The 13,060-nt window shown below is 43.9% G+C and carries 15 protein-coding genes; 3 read left to right on the forward strand and 12 right to left on the reverse strand.

What is annotated here, in order from left to right; genetic code table 11:
* Positions 1 to 201 precede the first annotated feature (201 nt).
* On the reverse strand, positions 202 to 1,095 hold the full coding sequence (locus KFT32_RS17825; RefSeq protein WP_211748599.1) for a LysR family transcriptional regulator: 894 nt from the start codon (positions 1,093 to 1,095) through the stop codon (positions 202 to 204).
* A 138-nt stretch (positions 1,096 to 1,233) separates the two neighbouring features.
* On the opposite strand from KFT32_RS17825, the gene KFT32_RS17830 reads away from it, so the two are divergent.
* On the forward strand, positions 1,234 to 3,249 hold the full coding sequence (locus tag KFT32_RS17830; protein WP_211748600.1) for a YhgE/Pip family protein: 2,016 nt from the start codon (positions 1,234 to 1,236) through the stop codon (positions 3,247 to 3,249).
* A 90-nt stretch (positions 3,250 to 3,339) separates the two neighbouring features.
* Complete coding sequence (locus KFT32_RS17835) at positions 3,340 to 3,714, forward strand: nuclear transport factor 2 family protein (RefSeq protein ID WP_211748601.1); 375 nt, start codon at positions 3,340 to 3,342, stop codon at positions 3,712 to 3,714.
* A 93-nt stretch (positions 3,715 to 3,807) separates the two neighbouring features.
* Here KFT32_RS17835 and KFT32_RS17840 read toward each other — a convergent pair whose 3' ends face one another.
* The 5 genes from KFT32_RS17840 to KFT32_RS17860 all read right to left on the reverse strand — a co-directional run bounded on the left by KFT32_RS17840 (position 3,808) and on the right by KFT32_RS17860 (position 8,423).
* The gene (locus KFT32_RS17840) at positions 3,808 to 4,512 is read right to left on the reverse strand and encodes a stalk domain-containing protein (protein WP_211748602.1); all 705 of its coding nucleotides are present in this window, start codon (positions 4,510 to 4,512) and stop codon (positions 3,808 to 3,810) included.
* Positions 4,513 to 4,558: 46 nt separating this feature from the next.
* Positions 4,559 to 5,767 carry a WD40 repeat domain-containing protein gene (locus tag KFT32_RS17845; protein ID WP_211748603.1) on the reverse strand — a complete coding sequence of 403 codons (1,209 nt, stop codon included), beginning with the start codon at positions 5,765 to 5,767 and terminating at the stop codon, positions 4,559 to 4,561.
* Between the two features lie 150 nt (positions 5,768 to 5,917).
* Positions 5,918 to 7,420 (reverse strand): sensor histidine kinase, encoded by a 1,503-nt coding sequence (locus KFT32_RS17850; RefSeq protein WP_249435964.1) that lies wholly within the window; start codon positions 7,418 to 7,420, stop codon positions 5,918 to 5,920.
* Positions 7,417 to 8,115 carry a response regulator transcription factor gene (locus tag KFT32_RS17855; protein WP_211748604.1) on the reverse strand — a complete coding sequence of 233 codons (699 nt, stop codon included), beginning with the start codon at positions 8,113 to 8,115 and terminating at the stop codon, positions 7,417 to 7,419. Before KFT32_RS17855 ends, KFT32_RS17850 begins: the two co-directional genes overlap by 4 nt.
* Positions 8,116 to 8,219: 104 nt before the next feature.
* Positions 8,220 to 8,423, reverse strand: a complete 204-nt coding sequence (locus tag KFT32_RS17860; RefSeq protein WP_211748605.1) for an HAD family hydrolase — start codon at positions 8,421 to 8,423, stop codon at positions 8,220 to 8,222.
* A gap of 71 nt (positions 8,424 to 8,494) precedes the next feature.
* Here KFT32_RS17860 and KFT32_RS17865 point away from each other — a divergent pair, with 71 nt between their 5' ends.
* Complete coding sequence (locus KFT32_RS17865) at positions 8,495 to 8,722, forward strand: hypothetical protein (RefSeq protein WP_211748606.1); 228 nt, start codon at positions 8,495 to 8,497, stop codon at positions 8,720 to 8,722.
* Between the two features lie 19 nt (positions 8,723 to 8,741).
* On the opposite strand, the gene KFT32_RS17870 is transcribed toward KFT32_RS17865, so the two are convergent.
* From KFT32_RS17870 to KFT32_RS17895, 6 genes are all read right to left on the reverse strand, one after another.
* Complete coding sequence (locus tag KFT32_RS17870; RefSeq protein WP_211748607.1) at positions 8,742 to 9,128, reverse strand: tautomerase family protein; 387 nt, start codon at positions 9,126 to 9,128, stop codon at positions 8,742 to 8,744.
* A 28-nt stretch (positions 9,129 to 9,156) separates the two neighbouring features.
* On the reverse strand, positions 9,157 to 9,534 hold the full coding sequence (locus KFT32_RS17875; RefSeq protein WP_211748608.1) for a VOC family protein: 378 nt from the start codon (positions 9,532 to 9,534) through the stop codon (positions 9,157 to 9,159).
* A gap of 130 nt (positions 9,535 to 9,664) precedes the next feature.
* On the reverse strand, positions 9,665 to 9,865 hold the full coding sequence (locus tag KFT32_RS17880) for a DUF4177 domain-containing protein (protein ID WP_211748609.1): 201 nt from the start codon (positions 9,863 to 9,865) through the stop codon (positions 9,665 to 9,667).
* 48 nt (positions 9,866 to 9,913) lie between these two features.
* Entirely contained in the window at positions 9,914 to 11,422 is a 1,509-nt protein-coding gene (locus KFT32_RS17885) for a sulfatase family protein (protein WP_211748610.1), read from the reverse strand.
* A gap of 200 nt (positions 11,423 to 11,622) precedes the next feature.
* Positions 11,623 to 12,120 (reverse strand): DinB family protein, encoded by a 498-nt coding sequence (locus KFT32_RS17890; protein WP_211748611.1) that lies wholly within the window; start codon positions 12,118 to 12,120, stop codon positions 11,623 to 11,625.
* A 36-nt stretch (positions 12,121 to 12,156) separates the two neighbouring features.
* On the reverse strand, positions 12,157 to 13,008 hold the full coding sequence (locus KFT32_RS17895; protein ID WP_211748612.1) for a creatininase family protein: 852 nt from the start codon (positions 13,006 to 13,008) through the stop codon (positions 12,157 to 12,159).
* Positions 13,009 to 13,060 lie beyond the last annotated feature (52 nt).

Here is a 13,060-nt window from a genome sequence, read left to right on the forward strand (position 1 = left end):
ATTACATATGATTTCATATTTATAATTAATAATCAACAGTTTTATATACTCATTTGTTATTTAATGTAAATAATAGAAATATTAATCTCCATAAGAAAAAGCCTTATCCAAGGAAGTTTTCCGTTAGACAAAGCTCTTCTCATTCAAGATATTTAGATTATAAGGTTTCTAAATGACGATAACCCTACTACTCTCTATTCTTTATTCTTCCGCACGAGCAATATTTGAAAAATGATTTCGAGTATATTCTCGAAACTGCTGTGCTGCCTGAGATAAGTAACGACGGCGGTTATAACCCATCCCGATAGTTCTGAAGCAATGAGGACCTGATAGTCTTACCATCGATAATTCTGATGACAAAGGACGGGTGATGGACAAAGAAGGTACAAACGAAACACCAAGTCCCCGTCGAACAAGACTTCCAATCACCTGAGGTTCATCTCCTTCAAATGCGGTGAAGGGTGTAAACCCTGCTTCCAGGCACAGCTGATCTGTGAGTACACGGAAGTCATGCCCAGCGTTCATGCTGATGAATCGCTCTTCGCTTGCCTCGGCCAGCGGTAATGAATCACGCCCTGCGAACCGATGAGATGACGGAACGAGCAAATAAATTTCCTCCTCCAGCATCGGCTCCCACTCCACCTCAGTACCTTCGATCGGCACAGAGGACAGACATAAATCTACCTCGCCATTCTCCAATTGACGCTTCATCGAAACCGCAGAACCGATACGCTGACGTAGGCGGACAAGCGGATATTCTGTCAGGAAAGGTCCTAATAATCCGGGTAACAAATGAGGCAGTGACACGGCAAGTGTAACCGATCCTTCTTGTAGTCCAGCCAATTGACGAATTTCGCGGCGACCTTCCTGCAGCTCCAAAAATGCCTTGTCCACCCTTTCCAGAAAAGCCTGCCCGAACAGATTTAACCGTACTTGCCTACCTTGCCGATCAAATAGTGGAACCCCCAGGTCTTCCTCCAACCTAGAAATCGTTTTGCTCAGTGAAGGCTGAGCTATATTCAGCTCTTCAGCAGCACGAGTCATGTGCTCCAGCCTTGCTACCGTTTGGAAATATTGAAGCTGAAGCAATTCCATAATGACACCTTACTTTCCAATTGATAGACTCCAGTATATGATTTCAGTAATTTTCATGTATTATACTTTATCATTTCTCCGATGTACAATAGGAAGCCGATAGATAGCTGCTTACGAAACGAAGGAGGAAATATTGTAGTGAATGGAATCAAACATATATTCGGAGATTGGAAGAGGCTCCTACATCATAAGCATGGCCGGGTGGCACTCGGCTTTCTTCTTCTTGTCCCGTTAATTTATCTGGGATTATTCCTGTCTGGGTATTGGAATCCCTACGGAAACCTCGATAAGCTTCCGGTGGCCATTGTCAACCAAGATCTCGGAGCGACGATGGATGGTGAACCCATTCATGCCGGGGAAGACTTTGTAGAAGAACTAAAGAATAAGCAAACTATGGATTTTCGTTTCGTCAGCGCAGAGCAAGCGAAATCCGGTTTGAAAGACGGAACGTATTACATGGTTGTTACCGTACCGAAGGATTTCTCAGCTGCAGCAGCAAGTCTCATGGATGAGAATCCAAAGCAGGCCCAGCTGCTGTATGAAACCAATGCTGGACGTAACTTTGTCGCATCACAGGTTGGCACTAGCGCTGTGAAGGAAATGAAGGCCGGAATCCAAGAAAGTCTAACGAAGGCTTATGCAGACGGGGTGCTAAGCTCTATGCAGCGTATGGCTGACGGTCTCGGCAGTGCCGGAAGCGGTGCAGTAGCACTGCATGAAGGGACCGAAAAAGCATATTCTGGCCTACAAAGCTTAGCTAGTGGTGCTCATCAGCTTACAAGCGGCACGGATCAGCTCCAAGGTGGCAGCGATAAGCTTGCGACTGCTACTTCACAGCTGAAGCAAGGAGCGGAGAGCGCGTCGAAAGGCAGTACGGATCTTGCGGAGGGCCTTGTTGAGCTAGATGCTTCACAGCAAACACTCACCAGGGGTAGTGAACAATCGGCCACAGGCATGAACGAACTTGCCGTTTCCAGTCATCAAGCTGCTGACGCACAAAAAGAAGCAGCAGCTTCGTTAGCTCAGTTGAAAAAAGCACTGGCAGCTTATGCTAAGTCCACGGATGGATCCAGCGATGATCAAGTACTTCAAAGCCTTGTCAAGCAACTCGGTGAGGCAGCGGATGCTACGCAGGCACTCGCTCTCGGGCAACAGAAACTGGCAGCTGGTGCTGATAAGCTGGCAGATGGACAACAAAAACTGGCAGGTGGAATGGAACAGCTCGGTTCCGGAATCTCTTCTGCTTCTGCAGGTGCGGATCGATTACAAGCTGGGACTACCAAACTCAGTTCAGGGTTGATCAGCTGGGAAGATGGTTTCCATTCGCTGCACAGCGGAATTACCGGACTTGCTTCCGGAGCATCCAACCTATCAAATGGTTCGGATCAGCTGCTTAGTGGAATACGTGAACTAAATGACGGAACAGGCGAGTTGTCCACCAAACTTGCAGAAGCAAATAACAAGACCGCCGCCTTACGCACGGGGAGCGGCGTTGCTGCCATGTTCGCAGAACCAGTACAGCTCGTTGAATCAGACCTCCACGAGATTCCAAATTACGGAGTGGGTATCGCTCCTTACTTCTTGTCCCTGGCGCTATTTGTCGGGGGAATTATGGGTGCAAATATTTTACCGCTAGGTCGCAGACAAGACTTCAAGCTCACAGGTACCGCACAGTGGATTAATAAGCTAGGTCTGTTCTACACGGTAGGTATTGTGCAGACCCTGATCGTCATTGCTATTGCACTATTTGGATTCGGCATTGAGCCGACCAGTGTACCCGGATTTATTGGCTTCTGCCTGCTCGCTTCACTGACTTTCTTGACCATCATCTATATGCTACTTACACTCTTTGGCTTCGTGGGGAAATTCCTGTCTGTTACTCTATTGGTCTTGCAGTTGGCATCTTGCGGAGGCACGTTCCCAAGTGAACTGAATCTTCCCATCATGCAAGCCATTGGACGCTGGGTACCGATGACCTTCTCACTGCATGGGCTGCAAAATGTGATCTCTATTGGAGACCGAGCAGCAGCTATTTCAAGCGCACTTGCTCTCTTAGCATGGCTGATCGGGGCAGCAGTCATAAGCCTTGCCTTCAACGTCATCCATGCCCGCAGGGAACTTCAATTGGCCAAGGCAGAATCGGCAGTTAGTTAATCATTAGAATGAAGCATTGCCCGCTACTAGCAAAAAAAGTTATTATTTGGTAGGAATGATAATCCTACAATGAAAAGAGGAATACCTACCATGGAGATCAATGCAGTCTTAGATGGATATTTCCAAGCATGGAATGAGGCATTTCAAAGTAAGAATGGAGATACCATCCGCAGGTATATGTCCAAGGATTTCGTCGGGTACTGGGCGCATTCAAAGCTAACCATTTCAGATCAGTATGACTACAGCTATGATGTAGAGGGCGTGCTGGAACAATATGATGATGGATTGAAGTCTTTTGAACCCTATTCCATCACAGAACGACAGGGCGGAGAAAATATACTAATAACCGGCAGAGAAACCAGTATCGTAAACGGTAAACCTCATTATGCCCAGTGTATGTTCATTTGGAGAAAAGAAGCGGAAGAATGGAAGCTCCTGAAGGAATACATTGAGCTGGAAACTTAAGCTTCTCCCTTAAAGGAAACGATTTAAATGAATTCAAAGAAGACCTGCAAGAATCATGATCTGATTCTGCAAGTCTCCTTTGTGCGTTTACACTTAGTTGAGTTTTGCCACACTTACCGCAACTTTTTCAAGCTGTGCTTTGCTTAAAGTATGATCTGGAGAGCTTAATGTTACAATTCGATCATCCAGCTTAAATCCTAGCATTGCCGTTTCATCCGGTGTATACCATTTCGCTTTCGTCCCGTTCGAGAGAGTTACTGTCTTGCTGTCATACCCATCGGAGTAATCTCTTGGTGAGATGGAGATAGCCATATGTTTAAAAACCAATCTTACCCCGTCATCCGAAGCGCCTGACTTTTGATAGCTATCTCCTTTCACCATCTGAGTCGGTGCATAGGCCGTTTCGAAATGTTCAAAATTAGCAAACGCCTTTTCCATTTCCTTAATCTGAGCATCACTGTATTTTACATTCGTTAATTGCGCATTTTGACCGGGATTGGTAGACTTTGTTCCGATAAGGACCTGTTTATTTTTCGCATCATATGAAACGGGAACCTGGACTGCATCTGCGATAGTCCGAATAGGTAAATAGGTTGTGTTCTGATAGGTGATGGGCGTAAGCTTCTTCCCATTGTTATCAACTAGTTGATAAGCGGCACCATTCACTTGGATTCCTAGATTATGGTTGAGATAAGCAGTAATCTTCTGCAGGTTCGTACCTGCATATACACCTGCCGCTCCTGTTAACGTCATACCCACTACAGATAATGTTATCATTGATTTTTTAAAATTTTTCATGATGATTCCATCCCTTCTTCTATTCCTGTTTATTTGTCTCTTACGTTTACTTGAAATCTATCACTTGCGTAACGATAAGCGATTCTTTGTCCTCCGTCGTAATCCCAAGCTTTGAGCCAGATGGACTCCAAGTTAAAGGGTACACAGGATGAGCTGCATCGTCCGCCGGAGTGTAATACGGTGTCAAAGACGATACTTTCCCGGAAATGATGCTCCAAATATATACACCATTCATTCCACTTTTATTTTCTGAATACACATCAAACGCTAATTTGGATGAATCGGGTGCCCAAGAGATATAAGAGATTAGATCCCCTTTACCAATCAAAGATCCCTGCAAGTTTCCAGCAGAATCATAAATCAGTAGTTCACTCCCCTTCGAACGGTCAGACTCTTTAGCTGTAGACACAGCAATATAATTGCTGTCAGGGGATATCTCAAAACTCCAAACATTCTCAATCAGACGAATTGATCGGGGCTGTCCGGGTTCAAACACTTTCAGTACATGTTTCGCATCCGTATAATAAATACGTCCTTTGCTCACACCAAACTGCGTAAAAAAAGGGGTCTCCTCATCTTCAAACGCGATTTTCTTATAGGTGCCGTCTGTAGAGATGAGACGAATATCTCCTACTCCACTCGTAGAACCGGCCGCTAGTACATACGTATCATGATCAAGCCAGCCGCCAAACTCCATATAGTTGTCCCCTGTTACTGGTATCATCTCGTTCGTACGTTCATCCTGAATGAAGTTATCTGCTGTATATTTATCCCGCCATTTCTGGATGAAACGAAAGGAACCGTCCGGCGATAATTGTTCTTTCACGAAGAATTCCCCTGCTTTTAATCCTTCTTCTTCGTCTGTTACTTCACGCCGGGCACCGCTGCTCATCGTGATGACTTCCTTGGTGTAGGCGTATTGCGATTCCTCTGCTGAACTCCCTTCCTCTATAAGTTTCGTAGTGCTGACTTTCACCTCATCCTCGGACAGCCATTCCTCGATAGCAGATGCTTCTAAACGATGAATGTGCTGAACTAAGACCTCTTCACCTGATTGCCGTGCTTGCTTGTTTACGACAGTAAGTTTACGTTCCCCTCCAGCCGTAGAGGGACTTTGCTCAGGTTTGTGCTGTATCTGTCTGCTATCTTTTTCTACGACGGTAAGTCTATCTGTAGATTGACAGGCTGATATCAACACCCAAATCACCAGAATCATTAACAGCTTCATGCTATACATTACAAGCGCTTGTTTCATTAACAGGTACCTCCTCCTGTTGAATTCAGTATAGATCCCAGGTATTTCAGAAAAATATCCAGCTTGTAACGAACTTGTAAACAATAAATGCTCTTGATTAAAAATAAAGCCCAGACCTATGTAAGTCTGAGCTTTCTTCTTGATACAGATTCACGTATGTTCTCCATGATGTTCCACAGGTAAAGTAACGATAAACTTCGACCCCTGAGGACTAGACTCTGCCAAAATAACCGATCCATGCTGTTTCTCAGCCAAGCTCCGCACCAGAGATAATCCTAGTCCCGTGCCTCCATTGGCCCTAGAACGATCACTGCTTATCGTATAAAAAGGCTTGAAGATCAGCGCCTGCTCGTCCTCCGGAATTCCGATTCCTGTATCACTGACCTCAATGGTCATACAGGCTTTTCCATTCTGATCCCAAGATAATACGTTAGAGAGGATAACGCTCCCTCCGGGCCGATTGTATTTAATCCCATTATCGAGCAGGTTGACCACGATATGCATCAGATTTTCTGGATCAGCCCATACCTCTCCCTCATTTAGCGTTGCCTTGAGCGTGATATGATACTTCTCCGCTTTTGCTTCAAGTCTAGTCACAGCTTCCTGAAGTAACGGCTTAATCTCAACTGATTCAGCTCTGTTCTGAAATTCATAAACATCCATGGAGGACAACTGAAGTGCCTTCTCCACGAGCCCGTATAATCGCTGAGCTTCTTTACTTATCTGTACTCTTGCTTCCTCCAGAAGTATCGGATCATCCTGATACATCTCAAGCAGATCGGCGTAAGCAAGAATGGAAGTGAGGGGTGTTTTTAGTTCATGACTGATATTCCCGATAAAATGTTTCTGTTGCTGCTCAAGTTTCTGTAATTGTACATTTGCATCCTGCAGTTTTATTTTCTCCTCCGTAAGTTGTCCCATAGAGGAAGAAATTTGACTGCTCATCTCATATATTCCTTCGGCCAACTCACCAAGTTCATCGTTGCGCTGAACAGGAAGAGCGGTGAGATACTTCCCTTCACCAATTTGGTTTGCAGCACCGTTCAGCTTACTGATCACATGAACCTGGCGCCAGACGTATCCAAACCCGATTAAGAATCCGGCAACCAGTACGGCTGCCCCTGTAATGACAAATAAATTCTGAATCCGTTCGTAAAAAGCACGCTGCTCCGCAATAGAAGAATGAAATTGAATCGTCCCCATTTGCTCATCCAGATTGTACAAAGGTGCTAAATAAAGAATCTGGTCACCTTCCGTAATATAAGCCGAACATCCTTCCGCCGTATATTCAAGCGCATCTTTTACATCCATTTTTGGCTGAAAAGGAAGCGAGGTCCCAGTAAAGGTCCCGTCAAGCTTGTAAAGTGTAACCGCAGCGGCACTTTGTTCCCCTAGATCCACAGCGAGGCGTTGACCGAGATTTTCCATAAAAGTATCCGGTGTCAGTTCCGTATTGGTGAGGAACTCTTGGTGTACGCGTATACTCGCTGCCTCTGCTTTCTGGGCAAAAGTATCTGTTAAACGTTCTCGCTGATCCTCTCGTATTCCCGCAAGAACCAATGAACTTAGCAAGGCGAGAACAGAGAATAGCAGTAAGGCCAGTAAAAGTGCAACCTTCCACTTAAGTCCAATATATTTTTTCTTCTTCATCATGAAGAAGACTCCGTACTTTTATATCCGATACCATAGACCGTCTGGATGATGGTATGCAATTCGCCAAGCTTCTTTCGAAGTCTTTGTACATGAATGTCCACCGTCCGAGTTCCACCTGCAAAATCCATATCCCACACCTGCTCCAGCAGAGCCTCCCGTGTGTATACTCTCTCGGGATTTCGTGCTAACAGCGTAAGGAGATCAAATTCTTTAGGTGTTAGCTCCATGAGCTTGCCTTCTGCATGTACCGTTCGATTGATCAGATTAATAGAAAGACCCGATAGCTGAATGATCTGCTCAGCAGGATCCTGTGTTTCTATAGATACGGCTTGCACACGTCTACGGGACAAAGCCTTTACTCTAGCAATTAACTCACGCATATCAAACGGCTTCGTCATATAATCATCGGCACCGAACTCTAGACCCAGCACTTTATCAACGATATCATTTTTCACTGTTAATAAGAGGATCGAAGGGCGGTGTGGATTTCCTTCCAGCTTACGGCACACTTCGTATCCATTAATTCTCGGCATCATCACATCCAGAACCATTACATCCGGCAGGAAAGTAATAATACGATCCAAAGAATCCTGTCCATCGTAAGCCGTTTCAACTGTATAACCCTCTCTTCGGAGTGCATAGGCGATCGGGCTTGCAATGCTCATCTCATCATCAACTACAAGAACTTTTGTCATCTTTATAGGTGACTCCTTTATTATACTTTGTTATTGCAATGATGGTACTCTATCCGGTGTGAGATTACAACAATGCACTTCAATAGCCTATGTTCTCCAGTATGCTAACTAAGCGACTTTGATGAGATGATGACCTCCTTTACTTCAATTAAATTACTGCATATGTAATCGGGTTTATAATGATCAGGCAGCTGCTTGTTCAGTCTGTTTAACCAAATTGCTTGAATCCCTAGGCGCTGTGCACCCTCTATGTCACTCGAAAGTGAGTCCCCTACATGAATGACTTCATCAGGTGTACATCCACTCACTCCTTGAAAACTCACATTCGCATGGATATGATAATTATTTTATAATTGGATAAAAACGAGAGGTGAAGAGGATGAAGCTTGAGGATTATGCTGCAGTGATCGTAGTTGCTGAAATATTTTTTCTACTAGCTCTCTGTCTCTGTTTTCCACTCTGGTTATATGCCAAAAAGGAGAAGTCAGCGAAGTTATTTCGAAATCTGATGATCCTATTTGTTGTACTTCTTATTATAGGAGCTCCTTTTTATTATCAGGTGTATGGGGAAGTCATAGTAAAAGAAACAATCTCGGATTTTAGTTAGACTGATCTGGTTCATTCCTCTATACATCAACCTTGTAATTTAATTGTAGTTCATCACCAGGTACTCCTCTAATCCCCCAATGGTTCTTGGGTGTTTCGAAAATGGTAATTTCGATATCGTTTGTATGAATCCCTAATTGATGGACTCTCTCCATAATCAAGTTGAGTAGCTTTCTTTTCACCTCATCTGTTCTGCCTTCAAACATACTAACCTCAATAATGATGTACTTCTCCGTCCGGTCTGAAGGATAGATGAAATCTTCTTCATCCATACAAAAGAATCTGTGGAAACGTTTATCCGCAGGTAATTTTAGTGAATCCACCATACAAGAATGGAGCACATCCGATAATTTCTTCTGAATTGGTTTTATCGTTGTAGACAATCCATATATTTTGAATTGAGCCATGCGAACTCCCCCTGTTGGCTAAAAACTATCAAACTTTATTCCCAACTGCTATCCAGCGACCGTCGATGTCTTCAAATACAAATTCATCATTTCCGTAATCCGTTCTGATGAGCGGTCTTACGATCTTGATACCCAATCTGTGACATTCTTTTTCAAGTTCTCTTTGCTCTAAGGCAATAAAATACGCATCATACCCATAACCATGGATTTCTCGATTAGGAGTAAGCCTCTCTTGCTGAGACTGAGTTAAAATAATTTCGATGGAATCGCGATACAAACATATATGTGGTTCAACAGATTGTAGATAAGGTACAGATCTAAATCCAAGTTTCTCATAATAATCTGCCGTTCTCTGAAGATTAGGAGTAGGAAACATTTGCAGACAGTGTGTAAATTCGCTATTCATAAACAGCCTCCTCCAGTACAATTTACTCGCTTGAAGAAGAATTAGAGCAGAAATAAAGATAAAAAGAGATCATTTCTTATGCCTAGAAACAATCTCTTCCTGATTCCCTAATTCTACTAGATTAACTTGTTTAGAGTTGCCTACTTCTTTTAAAAACAACAATCACATCCTTGGAAGCTCCTTGCGAAATACTAGTATCAAAACAGGAAACGAGTTCCCATCCGTTCATTCCATGCTCGTTCAGTTCCTGTTCAAATTCCTCCGTGTCTACTTTCCCTCCCATGAATCCACCTGTCTTATATTTCATCGTTTTATATTCCCATTGTTCCATGCATACTCTCCTCTCGCTCGTATCTATCCATGTGAATCATAGTCGTTGTTATGCATGCCATATTCGTGGCATCGGCATAGATTCTTTCCCAAGTTCCGCTGAAATATATCTGAGCAGTAACTCCAGTTTGAGCGTGGTATAGTCGGGATCATCCCAGAGGTTGTTCAGCTCCCTCGGATCGTTCTCAAGATCAAAAATTTCACCATAGGATTGACGGTAATATACTGTGATTTTATACCTCTGATCTACATATGTCTTCTGATGAATGGTGGTGGGCTCATGCCGGAATTCACATATCGCATGGTCACGCGCCTGCTCCTCTTTACCAAGCCATACTTTGCTTTGATCTACCCCCGTCATTGCATGAGGAACATGGATTCCGCAAAAAGTAAGAAACGTAGGAGCAAGATCTACTAGCGACTGAATGGCAGCAGACTGCTTATTTGCAGGAACATGACCTGGATAACGGACAAGGAAGGGGAGCTTAATCAGGTCTTCATAATGAAAACCACCCTTATATTGCAGCCCGTGCTGTCCAAAAAAATGACCATGATCTGTTGTAAAAACAACGAGGGTATTCTCGGATAAACCGAGTTCATCCAACCGATCGAGTATTTTTCCGATATATTTATCCATCAAACTGATCATTCCATAATACGTTGCTACTAACTGTTTACGCTCCTCTTCAGGGAGCAAATGAGAAGTATATCCGTGGATTCCCCGCCCGGTTTCCTTCAAATGGTTATAATCAGGGGCTGCCTCCTGGGTCATTCCAAAGTGTGGTGGGTTCTTATCATGTTCTCCATGATGTACGGTAGGGACCGTCAATTCGTCTTTATTATAGAGGGTATCCCAAGGTGCAGGTACAAGATAATCCGGATGAGGATCAAAAAAACTAGACCAAAGAAAGAACGGCTCGTCCTGCTCTTTATACTCTTCTAAAAGCGCTCCTGTACGCTCCGCGATCCATGTATCATAATGAATTTCCTCCGGTATAGGCCAGGAATGAGTAATCGAAGGGTCCATTGTCCCCGTTGGTTCCAGAAAATAATCGCGCCAGTTAGGGTAACCCTTCTCTTCCATCCAGATGGCATAGTGCTGACCGACATGAGCCTCATTCGTATGATTCCGGGCAAGCTCAACATGGTCAAAACCATAAAAAGGTCCATGAAAGTTGCGCCAAAATTGTAAATCTTGTAATACGGGATAAGCTTCAAGTGATGGGTACTCCTCTGTTCCATGAAGCGGCTGAAAATGTGCTTTGCCGACAAGCGCCGTTCTATAACCAGCTTCCGCAAGTTCCTGTGCCACCGTCCTTCGGTCTTCCATCAGCTTCGTACCCAAAGTCCATGCCCCATGCTGGCTAGGATACATCCCTGTCAGAATAGAAGCCCGCGTCGGTGTGCAAGTTGGATTCGGACAATACGCACGCGTAAAAGCAGTCCCATCTTTCGCAATTCGGTCTAGGTTTGGCGTATGTACTTCGGACTGAAATGCCCCTATTGTATCCCAATGCTGCTGATCACTTGTAATTAACAAAATATTAGGACGACTCATGGAACCCCTCCTCTTTTTTAGGTAGTCATTCACGCACCACAACGGAGACAGCATAGTGGTTAACAAATCAGTTCAATAGAGTGTATCTTTCTTCCCCTCATTACTACTTTTTTCTACATCTCCATACCTTGTACCTTCCCATGCTCCAATAAATAAAAACCAGCCCATAACGATAGACGATATAGACCGGTTCGATGGATTTATTTTATTTGACTAGCGGGTGTGATTAAATTTTTACCGATCACATTAGGGGAGACTGGCTTTTTATTGATTTCTTCTTCTCTGGCCCAGACGGATAGTTGTCCCATATGGTGGATCTGATGAGCAATGACATGTCGCATGACTTCACCCCAGGTGTCAATATCTACAGTTCCATCTGGTCTCTCATCATAGAGGGCTCGCGTCTCCATTGTATCATTCCATGCATATACGAACTCTTCCACTTCGGATTTAAAACGCTTATCAAGCTCCCGTACCTTCTGAAGCGTAGCGTATTCTTCAAAATTTTCTTGGAAATCAGGTTTCCCTTGAAGTACTCGAATCCAGCTCCACTCTACATCCACGATATGAAACAGCGTCTGTAAAATGCTCCCTACTCCTCCTGTTCGTGGGCGCAGCAATTCCTCTTCCGGCAGATCCTCACACCACTCATACCATTGCTCTCTTACGATCCAGTTATGTCGAAAAAAAGTTTGCATCCTTAGATCCCTCCAAATCCCCTAGTTTGCGGTTCATTACGTCTTAGGGGAGTAGTTAAGATATTTCTTTATTGCGATCGAAGCAAATCTTGAAAATCCTTCATAGAAATCAATTTCATCATATTTCACCTTACTGTACTCGGCAGGAGCTCCAAAATACCCAAGCGGTGTTATTTTTTTCGCTGTTTCTCCACCAATATGCCATTTTTTCAAATCATCCCTTGTCAAATTCGTTGGGGCCAGGGTTTGGGCTATGTTCGTATTCACAAGCCCCGGGAAGTATTTCACCATCCCAGCCGTACCGCTTTCGCCTGCATGAATATCAAGAAACTCCGGAAAAGATTGCTCTGGATGAGGTGGATCTGGAAGCGGGACATCAAAGATAAGGAAATGATCGTTCTGTTTGTTTATTTCTAAATCTTCTGCAATCCAGTGCGAAATTACAGATCTCACATCCAAACGAAGTTTACTACGAGCCTCTGAGATTGCATCATGTAGGGCAAGACCATTCACAGGATCTCCATGAATATCTACCAGAAAAACATGCTTTACTCCCCAGCGATGCAAACAATCGAAGATATCATAGAGTACATTTTTTACCGTCTCCCTACGAGAAGTAAAAGATCCAGGAAAAGCACTCGTCACATGATTGATACCCCAATAGAAAGGAGGGGCAATTAGGGATTCTATACCTGAATTGTCTAACTCAGCTTTAATCTTGTTGCAAATGAGGTGGCTGCTGTACACATCCATTCCTGTTACTAGATGAGGTCCTTGCTGTTCAATAACACCCGATGGTAAAAGTACAATCGCTTCATTTTCAATGGATTTCTGCACGTCTGTCCAAGTCATATCTGCCATCGTTCCCGCAAAAATAGAATGAACCATTCCGCTCACAGACTCCTCTCAAGTACCGGAATTTTAACTAACCACCCCTATT

This window comes from Paenibacillus sp. Marseille-Q4541, from assembly GCF_018310695.1.
Classification (GTDB): domain Bacteria; phylum Bacillota; class Bacilli; order Paenibacillales; family Paenibacillaceae; genus Paenibacillus.